The 15,702-nt window shown below is 34.9% G+C and carries 14 protein-coding genes, 1 pseudogene and 1 riboswitch; of the genes and pseudogenes, 9 read left to right on the top strand and 6 right to left on the bottom strand.

What is annotated here, in order from left to right:
* Window positions 1-74: 74 nt before the first annotated feature.
* The 5 genes from AQ616_RS16760 to AQ616_RS16740 form a co-directional block, all read right to left on the bottom strand.
* The gene (locus AQ616_RS16760) at window positions 75-890 is read right to left on the bottom strand and encodes an energy-coupling factor transporter transmembrane component T family protein (RefSeq protein ID WP_240490524.1); all 816 of its coding nucleotides are present in this window, start codon (window positions 888-890) and stop codon (window positions 75-77) included.
* Window positions 857-2,440, bottom strand: a complete 1,584-nt coding sequence (locus tag AQ616_RS16755; RefSeq protein WP_069686329.1) for an ABC transporter ATP-binding protein — start codon at window positions 2,438-2,440, stop codon at window positions 857-859. The genes AQ616_RS16760 and AQ616_RS16755 overlap by 34 nt, the downstream gene beginning before the upstream one ends.
* Window positions 2,421-3,026 (bottom strand): ECF transporter S component, encoded by a 606-nt coding sequence (locus tag AQ616_RS16750; protein WP_017795950.1) that lies wholly within the window; start codon window positions 3,024-3,026, stop codon window positions 2,421-2,423. Before AQ616_RS16750 ends, AQ616_RS16755 begins: the two co-directional genes overlap by 20 nt.
* Before the next feature lie 13 nt (window positions 3,027-3,039).
* Window positions 3,040-3,630 carry a YkoF family thiamine-binding protein gene (locus AQ616_RS16745; RefSeq protein WP_069686328.1) on the bottom strand — a complete coding sequence of 197 codons (591 nt, stop codon included), beginning with the start codon at window positions 3,628-3,630 and terminating at the stop codon, window positions 3,040-3,042.
* Between the two features lie 96 nt (window positions 3,631-3,726).
* Window positions 3,727-3,828: riboswitch (TPP riboswitch) on the bottom strand.
* 75 nt (window positions 3,829-3,903) lie between these two features.
* Window positions 3,904-4,149: a phage holin gene (locus tag AQ616_RS16740; protein ID WP_069686327.1), complete on the bottom strand. Its 246-nt coding sequence runs from the start codon at window positions 4,147-4,149 to the stop codon at window positions 3,904-3,906.
* Between the two features lie 122 nt (window positions 4,150-4,271).
* Between AQ616_RS16740 and AQ616_RS16735 the strand changes: the two genes are divergently transcribed.
* The 4 genes and pseudogenes from AQ616_RS16735 (at window position 4,272) to AQ616_RS16720 (ending at window position 7,221) form a co-directional block, all read left to right on the top strand.
* A complete protein-coding gene (locus AQ616_RS16735; RefSeq protein ID WP_240490523.1) occupies window positions 4,272-4,829 on the top strand; it encodes a phosphotransferase-like protein in 558 nt (185 codons plus the stop codon).
* 12 nt (window positions 4,830-4,841) lie between these two features.
* Window positions 4,842-5,339: a DUF3221 domain-containing protein gene (locus tag AQ616_RS16730; protein WP_069686326.1), complete on the top strand. Its 498-nt coding sequence runs from the start codon at window positions 4,842-4,844 to the stop codon at window positions 5,337-5,339.
* Window positions 5,340-5,359: 20 nt separating this feature from the next.
* Window positions 5,360-5,928 (top strand): annotated as a pseudogene (locus AQ616_RS16725) (AAA family ATPase).
* Window positions 5,929-6,363: 435 nt separating this feature from the next.
* Window positions 6,364-7,221: a lytic polysaccharide monooxygenase gene (locus tag AQ616_RS16720; protein ID WP_017795956.1), complete on the top strand. Its 858-nt coding sequence runs from the start codon at window positions 6,364-6,366 to the stop codon at window positions 7,219-7,221.
* Window positions 7,222-7,284: 63 nt separating this feature from the next.
* On the opposite strand, the gene AQ616_RS16715 is transcribed toward AQ616_RS16720, so the two are convergent.
* Window positions 7,285-8,607, bottom strand: coding sequence for a 6-phospho-beta-glucosidase (locus AQ616_RS16715; protein WP_069686325.1), 1,323 nt, complete (start codon window positions 8,605-8,607; stop codon window positions 7,285-7,287).
* Between the two features lie 91 nt (window positions 8,608-8,698).
* Between AQ616_RS16715 and AQ616_RS16710 the strand changes: the two genes are divergently transcribed.
* The 5 genes from AQ616_RS16710 to AQ616_RS16690 all read left to right on the top strand — a co-directional run bounded on the left by AQ616_RS16710 (window position 8,699) and on the right by AQ616_RS16690 (window position 15,647).
* Window positions 8,699-9,427, top strand: a complete 729-nt coding sequence (locus tag AQ616_RS16710) for a MurR/RpiR family transcriptional regulator (RefSeq protein ID WP_026133721.1) — start codon at window positions 8,699-8,701, stop codon at window positions 9,425-9,427.
* A gap of 356 nt (window positions 9,428-9,783) precedes the next feature.
* A complete protein-coding gene (locus AQ616_RS16705; protein WP_069686324.1) occupies window positions 9,784-11,508 on the top strand; it encodes a sigma-54-dependent Fis family transcriptional regulator in 1,725 nt (574 codons plus the stop codon).
* 137 nt (window positions 11,509-11,645) lie between these two features.
* On the top strand, window positions 11,646-13,298 hold the full coding sequence (locus AQ616_RS16700) for an acyl-CoA dehydrogenase family protein (protein ID WP_069686323.1): 1,653 nt from the start codon (window positions 11,646-11,648) through the stop codon (window positions 13,296-13,298).
* Window positions 13,291-14,190 carry an NAD(P)-dependent oxidoreductase gene (locus AQ616_RS16695; RefSeq protein WP_017795961.1) on the top strand — a complete coding sequence of 300 codons (900 nt, stop codon included), beginning with the start codon at window positions 13,291-13,293 and terminating at the stop codon, window positions 14,188-14,190. Before AQ616_RS16700 ends, AQ616_RS16695 begins: the two co-directional genes overlap by 8 nt.
* Entirely contained in the window at window positions 14,187-15,647 is a 1,461-nt protein-coding gene (locus AQ616_RS16690) for a CoA-acylating methylmalonate-semialdehyde dehydrogenase (RefSeq protein ID WP_069686322.1), read from the top strand. The genes AQ616_RS16695 and AQ616_RS16690 overlap by 4 nt, the downstream gene beginning before the upstream one ends.
* Window positions 15,648-15,702: the final 55 nt, after the last annotated feature.

Genomic DNA, 15,702 nt, shown 5'->3' with positions numbered 1-15,702 from the left:
TTGAATTCCTTATTTGTACGAGTTCCGTATAGTTCTTACGCTTATTTCTTACTATTTGTCTTTTGAACTTTTTACTATCTCCCAACCTCATTCCCAAATATATTCAAGTAACCTAGCTCATACGATGTGTAATAAGCTACGATTAATGCAGAAATCATTCCAAATAGGAATATCCAGTCGTTCCTATTAATCTTCATTTGATGATAGTACGTACGCTCACGTTCTCCTGTGAAACCTTTGGATTCCATTGCAATTGCAACTCGTTCGGCTTTTCTTATCGAGTTAGCAAGTAATGGAATAGCATATTGTTTCATATTTTGTATTCGATTCTTCCAGCCTTCTGCTCTGCTAATTCCACGGATACGATGCGCTTGTTTCAGTAATTCAAATTCATGTTGTAACGTTGGTAAAAAGCGATAACCAGCTAATATACCATAGGTTAATTTTGGAGATAATTTACATTGTTGCATTAAACTCAACATGAAATTCGTAGGATTGGTAGTGAATACAAATAATAAGGATAACGCTATAAAACATAAAGATCGTAGTGCAAGACTTATCCCGACTTCAGCACTACCTGTAGTTATTTCAAACCAAAGAAATTTAAATACGACGTCTCCAGTTGCATAGGATTCATCGGTGTAAAGCATCGTCATCCAAGCGAGTGATATCGCAAACAACGAAAGTGGCATGAAAATGAGTAACCATCTCTTCAATGGGATGTTTGCTAGAAAAAATGTTATCGCTAAAATATACAATAAATAGATTAATGGTGTAACAATATCGAAAGAGAAACTAAGAAATATCCCGGGAATTAAAACTGCCACAGCTTTCATGCTAGGATTTCTATTCTCTATCATCGTACATGCACCACATTTCGATTTCGGCACTCACGAACGCGATAAGGTTCTCTCAATCTAGCATCTTGTAATAACTCTTTCTGATTCCAAAGTGATTGCGGGCTTCCGTCAAAGCATACTCTTCCTTCATTTATCACTAATGCCCGTTCACAATATGTATCTACTAAATCCATATCATGTGTTACAAAAATAATAGCGGTCCCTTGACCTTGAAGTTCTAATATCATATTCATCAGTTCCTTTGTTGTATGAGCATCTTGACCAAATGTAGGTTCGTCAAATAATAGTAAGTCTGGTGTTTCATCTAACATCGTAGCTACACTCAAACGACGTTTTTGACCGCCACTCAATGTAAAAGGATTCTTCCATTGATGATCTAAAAGACGAAATGCCCGCAGTAACGGAATAGTACGTTTATTAATTTCATTAGTAGAATAATTGTTTAAGCGCATACCAAAAGCGACTTCATCAAATACCGTATCACAAATAAATTGATGCTCAGGTTGTTGAAAAACAAACCCAGTATGTTTCGATAATGTTTTTCTATCCAAACCTTGTAGCTCTTTTCCTTGAAACAAGATACTGCCACTGTAATATTTTTTTAATCCGATTAAACATTGCAGTAGGGTTGATTTTCCCGCACCATTTTCTCCTAAAATCGCCAAAAACTCACCTTGGTTAATAGAAAAAGAGATTTCATTCAATATAGCAGACTTCTTCTGGTAATAGTGAAGATGATGAACTTCTAAACACACAGGCATAGTTTTTTTGTGCGCTACTTTCCTAGTCGTTGATGGATTATCAAGATACTTCATTGGAATTGCGATTTGATGTTTTTCCAGTACATTTTGATGTACTTCAAAAGCTGTTTCGGGCTTTTCATCTAGTTGAATTTGACTTTCCTTACTCAAAACGACTAGCCGGTCCGCATAGATTTCCCAATCATCGACTTGATGTTCAATAACTAGTATGCCGATATTTGTTTCCTTTTGTATTGCAATAATAAGCTCAATAAATTCTAACCTTGACATAGGGTCAAGATTTGCTGTTGGTTCGTCTAAGATAATGTATCTTGGTTCCATTAATAAGACGGATGCTAAAGCGATTTTTTGTTTTTGTCCTCCGGATAAATGGTGAATGTCGGTATTCATGTACTCGAGCATTCCTATTTGTTGCAACACATTTGTTATTTTTCTTTTCATCTCAGAACGTGGAATAGAAAGATTTTCTAACACAAAAGCTAGTTCATCTTCTACTCGAACCATACAAAATTGACTTTCCGGGTCTTGAAATACGATACCAACCTCTTGATTAATAACACCTCTTGGATAATCAGCAATAGTCTTCCCTTTATACAAAAGAGTTCCTTTCGTGGTTCCTTCTACGGCTTCTGGATAAAGTCCATTTAAACAAAGCGCTAAAGTACTTTTCCCTGAACCGCTGGCCCCCATAAGAATAGTGATTTCATTCTCATAAATCGATAGAGATAGCTGGTTAATACTAGCAGTTTGGTTTGTATTATAAAAGAATGAAAAATTATTTAATTTAAAAAGAGGTTGGTCAAGAAGCTCTTTGTTCACGTTTTTTCTGACGCTCCCTTCCTAGTGGATATCCACTCAGCACTCCAGTTGAGGCAAGTTGATCAGCTATTACTTTTCCAAGAAGACCAGATAAGATTGCGCCACTTATAATTCGAGTGACAAACATTAATCCTACTAACCATGAGGCATATGCATCGTATCCAGACATGAAGTAATGGTAAGGAAAACTGATCACTGCGGCACCGATTCCTGAAAATATAAGTATTCTTAGGCGATAATCTTTCCAACCAGTAGCTGCGAAAGCAAGTTCTGCCCCGAGACCTTGTACCATACCAGATAATATTAATGTTGGTCCAGAAGTAGATCCAATTAGTACTTCTGTAAGAGCGGCAATCGTTTCAGAAGTAAAAGCGACTCCTGGTTTTCGGATAATGTACGCAGCAACAATAGATACAATAAACCATATCCCAAATATAAATTCATAACCTAATGGGCCTAACCCTAATGGAGTTAACGCTCCAAACAATATATTTCCCACTCCAAAGAAAGCAAGATAAATTAATCCAAAAACCACTCCTAGCATTGACATTAAGACAACATCTTTTAATTTCCAGTTTTTAGTCATCGCTATCCACCTTTTAATCTTTATTTGAAGGACTATTTGCAGATATAGTAAACGTCATCGTCACATGTGATACGACTTTTTGCACATTATCAAATGATTGTTGCAGTGCAGAGAAAATAGCATTTACATCTCCATCAAGCCGTGTTGCATAATGAGAGTGACTGACCTTTACACCTGTATTTTTCGATAAATCGATTTGTTCATAGATTTTATCCATATAATCTTCACGTCCAAGAGGGTAAAGAGAAAATTTACATCCTGCTTGTTGTTTCATGCTTATTGAATTGGATTCGTTCATTAATATATCAGACTCTTCCATATATACATCTCCAGAAGAATCACCTGGGCATCCAATAGAAAATGTTCCACTCATTGCTACATGTTCTCCAGTTTTTGCTGCATGTAAGAATATAGACTTTGTAACATCAAAGATATGAATCGATTTTCCGCGAATACATGTAGTTACATCATCAGTTTCTTTCCATACTTTTGACGTGTCCACTTCTTCAAGGGTAGATAAAATAATATCTACAAAGTCATTACTCATTGGAAATAAAGTAAATTGGCATCCTGTAATCCTGCTTGTACTGCAAATTTTTGTCATCTTGTTTTCCTCCTTATTATTGGGTAATAAAAAAACTGCACTCCTAAGGGAATGCAGTTTGTGTATGTCAATGAAAAGAATCGTAAATATATATCCATACAACGAACTACACTTCCCCACGCTAGTATTATCTAGTTCGGGTTATAAGGGTCAGGCATTGCCTTCTCAGCCATAAAAATAGCACCCCTAGTGCGTACGATAGAATATGCAGTTTTGTTTATTGTAGTTTCATCATAAGCAATATTCATTCAAATGTAAACCATTCATTTTATTTTATATTTTTAATTGTTTTAAATACTTGTCTGCCTCTTTTGCGCTCTTTGTATAGCTATTGTTTTTCCAGTGATTCCAAATCTCCGACAGTGCTAATGCCAGTACTGATAAACCCGTGGCAATTTCTTCATTCGAAAAAGGAATGAGTTGATGGCCAAATATCATAGATACTGTATTGGCAAAAACAACGATAAGTATAAACAGGCGGACCCATTTATTGTTAATACTTTCTAATGCTGCTCTCATGGACAATCCCTCCTTAATTAATAAATATGGAACACACGTATAAGTTATGATTAAGTTCGGAAAATTTTGTTATAATTGATGTAGCAGATATCGTTATATGAAGAAGGAAAGGAGGATGAAAATTGAAAGGGAAGATTGTATTTTTAAATGGTGTACCACGAGCAGGAAAATCAAGTATTATAAAAGAACTTCAATCACTATCAAAGGAAATATGGATTAATCTAGGGGTAGATCAAACAGCAACCATGATAGATAAAAAATTTTCGCCTGGAATGGGATTGAGACCTGGTAAGGAGTTTCCTGAAATAGAAGGGACCGTAAAAAATCTATACATTGCTTTGTTTCATTCAGTTGCTTGTTATAGTAACCAAGGTTTTCATGTTATTGTCGATGTAGGTTTTCATACAGATTATCATATTGAATTTAATCCATACGATGAAATGAAAAAAATCCTCAACGAAGAAAATGTGCATCTTTTTACTATATATTGTCCACCTGATGTTGTGATGGAAAGAAGAAATCAAACATGGAGACAAGAATGGGACAGTAAACAGGTGCCAGAATATGTTTATCGTTGGGATCACGCAGTTTATAAGAGCAATTTATCAACATATCAATTTGATACTTCGTGTATCTCTAGTAAACAAATAGCTCAAAAGATTCTTCAAATAATCAATTAGAGGGTGGCTTTGGTGAAGAAAGTGCTTATTATATTTTTGACTGGATTGGTATTACTTACTTTTATTAGTATGGTTACATTTGTTATACTACCTAGTTCCAATCAACCGTCTTCGGGCACCTCCAACTTAAACGATTCAGATATGCAAGATCATGAAATTCCTATAAATGAACAAGAAGGAACTCTGCAAGGATATTATTTCAATGGTTATATCGATATGCGTGATTCGTTCGAAAATTTTGAGGAAGAATCAGAGTACATTTACTATATGAGTCACCATTTTGACTATTATCGTAATCAAGCTTTTGCCCATGGTAAAGATGAACCAAAAGAAGAATATGTAGAGTATTTTAAGCAATTAGATCCTTTAAATGCTCTTGTCTCTTTCTCTAACAATACAAAAACGGACCTACAAAATGGTGACTATATAAAAGTGACCTTCAAGGGAGGAATTATGGAATCCTACCCAGCCCAAATTGGTGAGGTAACGAACTTAGAAGTAATTAATTAATATGGATAAAGGGTGACTTGATGAAACGCTATGTCATTATCACTGTAGGAAAGACACATAGTGGGAAATCTACCTTTGCTAAATTATTGAATAAACAACTTACTAATTCAATTGTTATCGATCAAGATAACCATGCAGAATTCATTAATCAATATTACTCGAATTTGCAGCCCAAATCGGGACCAAATATATGAAACACGCCGTATCAAAGCTAGTGGTTGCTTATGCGGTGGAACACACAAACGATCACCTAATTATTTGTAACACGAATCGAAACAAAATTAGAAGACAACACTTAATCCAGTGGTATAGAAATAATGAATTAATCCCAGTTATCGTTCATTTTGATATACCAGATGACGTTCTTTTGAAACGGGTTCAAACATCTACACGTAAAACGAATATATTTCGATTTGCTAGTAATTTTGAAGAGGTTTTGGCACGTCAATGTGAAGATGCTAAAGATGACGATATTCAAGAACCTAATGAAAATGAAGCAGATTACTTTTTCCGCATAACACATGAAATGGATACAGATCTAGTTATTCATAAAATACAAGAAATAGTTAGTTCTCAATTCGAAAATTAGTCGGAAATAGTATTCTAACGAACTGTTTTTTGAATTATTCACATACTAGTAAAACATAATATTTAAATATGATATCGTTATAATGTTTAATAACATATTATTTATAACTTATAGCAATTAATGATGACTTATTAATTGAAATCGTAAAGAATAAAATCCTTTAAAATTACATTCATGTTAAAATTTTACATTATTGTAAAACATTATAATCTTTGTTGACGCTTTCAAAACGTCCATGTAAGATATAAAAATATAGGCGGTTCAGAAAATTAATGCAATTTAATCAATTTCATAGCTGTGATACTCCACTTATAAATGAAGCAAATAATACTTCGTTTTGACTGAAATCTATTCGTATGCGCTTACAAACTCATTCAATTATGAAATTGTTTTCTCATGTATTAATACCGCTAATATTTTTAAAGGAGGAGTAACATGAAAGCAGTGTTTAGAACAAAGTCGATGAAATTATTGGGAACATCTATTGCTACACTCGCCTTTTTTACGTTTGTTGCTTGGCAAACAGCTTCTGCACATGGTTACATCGAAGAACCACAATCAAGGAGTCTATTATGTCACGAACAAGTGAATACGGAATGTGGAGCGATTCAATGGGAACCGCAAAGTCTTGAAGCACCAAAAGGATTTCCAGGGCCAAGTATTCCTGATGGACAAATTGCATCTGCTGGAGGAGCTTTTCCAGAATTAGATGAGCAATCTGCAGACCGTTGGGAAAAAGTTAATTTGAACTGGGGAACCAACACGTTTACTTGGCATCTAACTGCGATGCATGCAACTACAAAATGGCATTATTACATTACAAAACCCGATTGGAATCCAAATGAACCACTTACAAGAGATCAATTTGAATTAGTACCATTTTATGAAATCTATGATGGTGGAGCACGACCAGGGCAAACAGTTACGCATCAAGTAACTATACCAGAACGATCAGGATATCATGTGATCTTGGGAGTTTGGGACGTAGATGATACGGCAAATGCTTTCTATAATGTTATTGATGCTAATTTTGGTGGTGAATCTAGTAATCCTGATCCAGATCCAGGTAATCCAGAAGAACCTGAATTACCAGATGTGCCGGAATGGAATGCTAGTACGGTATATGTTGGTGGTGATCAAGTAACTTATAATGGTAAATTATATCAAGCGAAATGGTGGACCAGAGGAGAGACTCCTGGTAACTCTCAAGTTTGGGAAGAAGTAGTTACAAGCGCGACTACATCTCAAGATGCTTTTGAATCAATTACTGCTTGGAATACTTTTGCGTATTAATAGAATTATATAATAAGAAAAAAGTTCCGATCACTAGTCTAAAATGGTCGGAACTTTTCATTGTTATTGAACTTTTTTAAAAAAGTTCGGTAGATAATCTTTATGTGCTTCTAACATTTCATTTAGAATCTTCTTAGCAATCGTATCCGATGGTACAAGGGGATTAATCGTCATTGCTAAAAGCGCTTTGTTGTAATCACCTGAAATAGCAGCCTCAGATGCTACTCTTTCGAAAGACTTGATTTGACTTACTAATCCTTGAACTGATACAGGAAGCTCATCCATGATAAGCGGCTTTGGTCCTTCTTTGGTAATAACACAACTGATTTCAACTGCAGACTCATAAGGAATACTTTGAATCGCACCACGATTAATCGTATTTACTGGTTGAATGTCTCTACGATCATTGTATATTGAATCAATTAAGCTACATGCAGCATCACTATAGTATGCTCCGCCCCGCTTTTCCAATTGAGGTGGTTTAATTGATAAAGTCGGGTCTTTATACAGTTCAAATAATTCATCTTCTAATTTTTTTACTACTTCTGCACGAGTACCGCTTGAAGCTGCATTTTCTTTTTCATTGTCAAGCATCTCATCTGTTTTAAAATAATAACGATGGTATGGACATGGTAGTACACCTAGTCCTTCAATGAAAGAGGGTTCCCAACCTAAGTCAATGATATTTTCCATTGTTCCAGTCGAATTTGTCTCTGTCATTCGCTTTAATACATCAGATGTAGATTCTTTTCCGTCTACATAAATATGTAAACCAAAGACCATATGATTGAGGCCAGCGAAGTCAATTTCCACTCGATGTGCCTCAACTTCTAAAAATTTTGCAACCATCATTTTCATTCCGATTGGCACATTGCACAGACCAACAATATTTTTCCAATTTGTATGTCTCAGCACAGCTTCAGTAACCATTCCGGCTGGGTTTGTGAAGTTAATTAACCATGCATCTGGACATAGTTCTTCCATATCTTTGACAATATCTAGAATGACAGGAATAGTTCGAAGTCCTTTAAATAATCCACCTGGCCCATTTGTTTCTTGCCCAATTACTCCATATTTTAAAGGGATCCGTTCATCTTTTGCCCTAGCTTCAAGCAGTCCAACACGAAATTGTGTGGTCACAAAGTTTGCGTCTTTAAGTGCTTTTTTTCGGTCAAGTGTCAGATGAATATCGATAGGTACATTTGCTTTTTTTACCATTCTTTTTGCTAATTCACCTACAATTTCTAACTTTTCTTTTCCTGCTTCAATATCTACTAACCAGATTTCATTCACGGGTAATTCTTCATAACGCTTAATAAAACCTTCAATAAGTTCAGGAGTGTAGCTTGATCCTCCACCTATAGTGACAATTTTAATTCCATTCATAAAATGAAAACATCCCTTCTAATAATTTTAAATTATCAAAATCTGATTTATAATAAATATACATACTAAAGAAATGGCGAGTGAATGCATGATGTTTACCAATATTGAAATTACTGAATTCTCCGATCTAGAGTTCTCTTTATATAATTTTATCGTAACTCATCCAGAAAAAGTGATTTATATGCGTATTAGAGACTTAGCTAATGAAACGCATGTTTCACCAACTAGTATTTTGCGTTTTTGTAAAAAGCTTGGATATGATGGATTTACCGAATTCAAAGTTCAACTAAAAATGTACATGAATCAAACGGAAAATTTAAGTTTTATTCATTCTACTACCTCTTTAACAGAATACTTAGAACGTACAATGCAACATGACTATAATCAGCGAATTAGTACAATATCTCAATCCATTGCTGCTGCACAAACAATTATTTTTATTGGAAGTGGAACATCGGGTATTCTAGCAGAATATGGTTCTAGGTATTTTTCTGCTTTAAAAAAATTTTCACTGCATATAAATGATCCTTATTTTCCAATGTACACTTCTTCTTTGGAAAATAGTGTTGCTATTGTATTATCTGTTTCTGGTGAAACGGAATCTATCATAAATATTGCAAATAGAGCAAAGGAAGAAGGAACAAAAATAATTAGTATAACCAATTACCCCGACTGTACTTTGGCAAAGTTATCCGATTACAATCTTTCTTATTTCGTTTCTACCGAGTATCGTGAAACATTCAATCTGACTACGCAAATACCTGTCATTCATTTATTAGAAAGTCTAGCTAAAGAAACGTATAAATATATTAATACTTAAGTTTTATTCAATAGTTAAGCGCTTATATCTAACTTATATGAGATAACTAATTTCTGTAAATAGATATACGATGTTCTGTTTTTTGTTTCATCATGTTGGGAGCTGTTTCAAAGTAGGAACAGGGTGTACCTTTATTTTTTTATATTAAGTATGCTAATTTTTGTACTTGAATTTCATAATAAGATATTTCGTATGAAATCCCAATGTTACGCTGCTTGATTTCCAATGCATATGGAAAACTTTAACTCACCTTTATGAAAGTTTTTTAGATTTCAAGCGTATTAGTTTTTGTACACAATAGTGCTATAATTAAATAACAGAATTTTTATAATTTAAATTCAGAATGGGGGCCACACATGACTAACAAAATCATTGATTGGATGCACCCAAATCCACTTTTTGTACATCCAGAAGACCCTTTAAAACGTGTGCTTCACATCCTATTGGAAAATAATAGGACAGAAATAGCAGTAGTAGAGGAACAGAAATGGAAAGGAATTATTAAGTTACAAGATGTGATTCAAAAAGATAGTAGTGGTAAAGGAATTAGCTTATTCGTAAGGAATTGTGATCGTGTCGCTTCTGCTGATTTACTAATTGATAAGCTTCAGGATATTCCTACATATATTGTTAATGATGAAGGAGAATTAATTGGAGAAATAACAGCTAAGGAATTGTTTCATTATCATACAGAGATAACAAAACAATTAAAACAAAAAGATGAAATGTTAAGTTTGTACGAAATGGTTTTTGATACGGCATACGAAGGTTTGACGGTGGTAGATGATAAAGGAATAATTCGTTTATTTAATGAAGCATATAGTAGATATGTAAATGTACCTACAGAAGAAGCAATCGGAAAAGATGCTGCATTAATTATAGAAAATACGCGATTACCGGTGGTATTAAAAACAGGTGTACCAGAACGAAGTCAGGCGCATCGATTACAAGGGCAAAATTTAGTCGTGCATCGAATACCAATATGGAAAGATAATAAGGTGATTGCAGCAGCTGGTATTTTGGTTTATGAAGGTGTATCTGAAATTTATCAAGTAATCGATCAGATGGAAGAATTAGATAAAGGGAAGCATAGTAAATTAAAAAAGGATCAACCGTATAAGAAAAATTTGCTGACGCGATTTGAAGATTTACTAGGCGATAGCCCTTGTTTTACAAAGACCAAAAAAATAGCTAGAAAAGCTTCGCAATCAAAAGCTCCGGTATTAATAACAGGAGAGAGCGGAGTTGGGAAAGAACAGGTTGCAAAAGCTATTCATAATGAGAGTCCTTTAACTAACGGAAGATTTATAAGCGTAAATTGTGCTGCTATCCCGGAAGCATTATTAGAATCAGAATTGTTCGGTTACAGTTCGGGAGCATTCACAGGAGCAGAAAAAGGCGGGAAACCTGGAAAAATAGAATTAGCCCATAGGGGGACGCTTTTTCTAGATGAAATTGGTGACATGCCATTAACAATGCAAGCTAAAATTTTGCGTGTTATTCAAGAGAAAAGTGTGGAAAGGGTAGGAAGTAATCATCAATCAAATATCGATTTCAGGTTGATAACTGCAACAAATAAAGATATCAAGCAGATGGTACTTGATGGAACATTTAGAGAAGATTTGTATTATCGTTTGTATGTTATACCTATTCATATTCCTCCTTTACGAGAGAGGGCGGAGGATATCCCAATCATTGTTTCACATAAAATAGCCGAATTAAATAATGAATATGGTGATGAAAAAACGATTGATCAATTAGTAGTTCAATGGATGTATACTCAACCATGGAAAGGAAACATTAGAGAGCTTATCAATTTTTTAGAAAGATTATATGTGCTAGCAGAAAATCAACATATGACATTAGAAAATATACCTGATCTAGATGACAGACAACGATTAACATCTTATAACTTTCTAACAAATAAAAAAGCATCGGAGTCGTTATCGGGAGAAGAAGAGAAGGAACGTATAAAAGAAACATTGGAACATGTAAATGGCAATAAGACAAAGGCTGCAAAATTATTAGGAATATCCCGTGCTACGCTCTATAATAAAATATCTCGCTATACCCTTGAATAAACATGTCAAATTAGGCAGTGCTGACATTAAGTGTCTAGACAGTTAGACAATAATAAATCCTTGAAATGGAGATGCAGTAACTTTGACCTGAGTTGGCATACTTTTTGCATGTATACAATTGAAAGGAGGTTTTTAGCGTGAAACTTACTGAAACGAGATCTTTGTTTCCTGAAGAAAAAGGAATAGAAAAAATTAGCTATTCCATTACTTTAAGTGAGGACGAACAACTAATTTCTAAAACGATACATCAATTAGTGGACGAGAAAATTCTCCCTTATATGGACCAATTGGAAGATCATGATTATACGTTACAGAAAAAGAGAATGAAAGAAGTTGGCCAATTAGGTTTAATGGGTGCAGAAGTTCCTGAAAAATATGGTGGACTTGAAGCTGGAAAACGTATGTCTGGAATTATTGCAGAAAAAATGGGGTATGCTGCTTCCTTTAGTGTAGCATTTAATATTCACTCTGGTGTAGGTACGTTACCATATGTATATTTTGGAAATGAAAATCAGAAAAATCAATATCTACCAAAACTTGCTTCAGGAGAATGGGTGGGGGCGTACGCTCTAACCGAACCAAACGCTGGGTCCGATGCATTAGCTTCCAAAACGACTGCAAAATGGAACGAAGAGAAGCAGGTGTGGACATTAAATGGAGAGAAGCAATGGATTACAAATGCACATATTGCAAATGTATATGTTGTATTTGCTAATACAGAACAAGGTATTACTGCCTTTATTGTTGAGAGAAAGTTTAAAGGAGTATCCATAGGGCCTGAAGAAAAGAAACTAGGTATCAAAGGTTCATCCACAGCAACATTAATTTTAGAGGATGTAGAATTGGATTCTGCACAGGTTCTAGGAGAAATTGGAAAAGGTCATTATATCGCCTTAAATATATTAAATCTAGCAAGGTTGAAAATTGCTTTTTCCAACATTGGTATGTCAAAACAAGCACTTGAACTTGCTATTAAATACGGAAATGAACGTCAACAGTTTGGCAGAAATATTGTTGAATTTGGATTAATTCAGGAGAAAATAGCGAATATGGCTACAGCCATCTATAAGTCAGAGTGTACAGCATACTACACTGCTAGTTTACTTGATCAGCATTTAATAGATAATGGTAAAGATAATTTTATAACATTACTTGCGCGTTATTCTATGGACTGTTCCATCAATAAAGTGCTAGCATCTGAGTCGCTTGATATGATTGTAGATGAAGCATTACAAATCCATGGTGGATATGGTTATATGCAAGAATATGAGGTAGAAAGATTGTACCGTGATGCGAGAATCAACCGTTTATTTGAAGGTACATCTGAAATTAATCGCTTAACGATAGCGAAATCGTTTTTGAAACAATATAATCAAGACAAATTAAATAAGGAAATTGAATTAGAACAAAATGTATATATTCGATACGGGAAATTATTATTAAACAAAATGTTGAAAGCGGTTACTTCGGGTGATGATGAAGTAAATCAAATTTATCAGGGAGTAATTGCAGACAGTGTGATGGATGTTTATGTGATGATAACGGCTGAGATTAATAGTGATCACTCCGAAGTAACAAAGCAAATGGCACAAATAATATTAGAAGAGAATTTACAACGTATTCTTGAAAGAACCAAGCGTATAATTGTAGCTCTAGTGGAGGATGAATTAGTACAACAGAAGTATTTAGATGAAATCGAGGAATTAATCATTCCTAATTATATTAATATATATGAAGCTAAGGAGAATATAGCAAAATCACTAATAAGAAAAGGGGGATATTATGTCTAAAATCGGGTTTATTGGATTAGGGAATATGGGGTTACCGATGTCTATTGGATTAATGAACAGTGGATATGAAGTCATAGGCTATGATGTAAATGAGGAAAGGTCGCTGCTTTTTAAAAAGTCTGGAGGAAATATTGCTCTTTCATGCGCTAACTTAGTTGCAGAAAGTGATGTAATCCTTACTAGTTTGCCATCTAATAAAGCGGTTGAAGCTGTATACCTAGACAAAGATGGCTTGCTTGTTCATTGTAATTCTTCACAAGTAGTGATTGATACAAGCACAGTTGCTCCTGAGTTAAATCAGCAATTGGAAGCCTCCTTGTCGGAAAAATCGATTCCATTCTTAGCAGCTCCGGTTAGCGGTGGTGTGGTTGGTGCAGAAAACCAAACCTTAACCGTGATGGTGGGAGGGAAGAAAGAGTCTTTCCAAAAAGTAAAAGATATTCTGAATGTCATTGGAGGAAACGTCTTTCATGTTGGCGAACAAATAGATAAAGGAACGACTGTTAAACTTATCAATAATCTATTGATTGGATTTTATACTGCAGGAGTAAGTGAAGCACTTCAAATTGCTAATCAAAAAGACATTGATTTAAATGATTTATTTTCGATGATGAATGTTAGTTACGGACAAAGTAGAATTTATGAAAGAAATTATAAAACATTTATAGAGCCCAATGATTTTAATCCAGGTTTTGCATTAAAGCTATTAAGAAAAGATTTAGAGTTTGCTATGGAAGTTGCAGACAATAATCAATTGGATTTGCCAATTAGTAAATCGTTGTTAGATTTGTATAGGAATTTAGAACAACAAGGTTATGGAGATCAAGATATGGCAGTTTTATATAAATATTTAAAAGATACCATTGATAAAAATAAGGAGGCGACGACATGATCAGTTCTGAAACAAAACATATGCAAAATTATATAAATGGGAAATGGGTAGATGCCAAAAGTGGGAAGCAAGAAGTGATTCCTAATCCCGCAACTGGAGAAACAATAGCTACGGTCACTATCTCTGATGTAGAAGATGTCGATATGGCAGTTGCTGCGGCAAAAGAAGTGTTTCCAGAATGGTCAGACACACCAGTACCAAATCGTACAAGATATCTACTCGATTATTGGAAGTTACTACAAGATAATAAGCAAGAGTTAGCTAAGATCATTACTTTAGAAAATGGAAAATCACTGAGAGATGCACAAGGTGAGGTGCAACGAGGAATTGAAGTAGTTGAATTAGCTACTTCCACTCCTTCTATGATGATGGGGGATGCGCTTCCTAGTATTGCAAAAGGTATAGATGGTTCGATATGGCGCTATCCTTTAGGGGTAGTAGCTGGAATTACGCCTTTTAATTTTCCGATGATGGTTCCACTATGGATGTTCCCTTTAGCAATTGCGTGTGGAAATACATTTGTATTAAAGACTTCAGAAAGAACACCAATATTAGCAGAAAGACTCGTTGAATTATTTTATGAAGCTGGATTTCCAAAAGGAGTTTTAAATTTAGTCCATGGCGGAAAAGAAGTCGTTAATCGATTCTTAACTCATCCAGATATTGAAGCAATTTCTTTTGTTGGTTCGGAGCCTGTGGCTAAACATGTTTATCAAACAGGAACTGCCCACGGGAAACGTGTTCAGGCTCTTGCTGGAGCAAAAAATCATGCAGTAGTAATGCCTGATTGTGACATGGAAAAGACAATTCAAGGGGTTATTGGAGCAGCATTTGGAAGTAGTGGAGAAAGATGTATGGCATGTTCGGTAGTTGCGGTAGCTGATGATATAGCTGATGAATTTTTAGAGCAGTTAGTAAAAGAAACTAATAAACTTCGAGTTGGGGATGGAATGGATGACGCTAATTTTATTGGACCAGTTATTCGAGAATCCCATAAAGAACGAGTACTCCGTTACATCGATTCTGGTGTAGAGGAAGGAGCGCATCTTTTAGTTGATGGAAGGAAAATCAAAGAAGATACTCCAGATGGTTACTATGTTGGAGCAACGATTTTTGATCATGTAACACAAGAAATGAAAATCTGGCAAGATGAGATTTTTGCACCAGTTTTAAGCGTAGTACGTGTATCAGATTTGGAAGAAGGTATTCAGGTAACCAATCAATCGAAATTTGCAAATGGTGCTGTGATTTACACAAATAGCGGCAAATCTGCTCAACAGTTTCGTAACAGAATAGATGCAGGGATGATAGGGGTAAATGTGAATGTTCCTGCACCGATGGCTTTCTTCTCCTTTGCAGGAAATAAAGCATCTTTCTATGGTGATCTAGGAACGAACGGAAAAGATGGTGTACAATTCTATACTCGTAAGAAAGTAGTTACCGAAAGATGGTTTTAAATTTAGATTAACTAAGATTGATGGGAGAGGTCATCTGGATGACCTCTCCCATTAT

Origin of the sequence: Oceanobacillus sp. E9, assembly GCF_001741975.1 — a bacterium.
Lineage (GTDB): Bacteria > Bacillota > Bacilli > Bacillales > Amphibacillaceae > Oceanobacillus > Oceanobacillus kimchii.
Note: the sequence above shows the minus strand (reverse complement) of the source record. Positions and strands in the feature narration are given on the sequence as shown.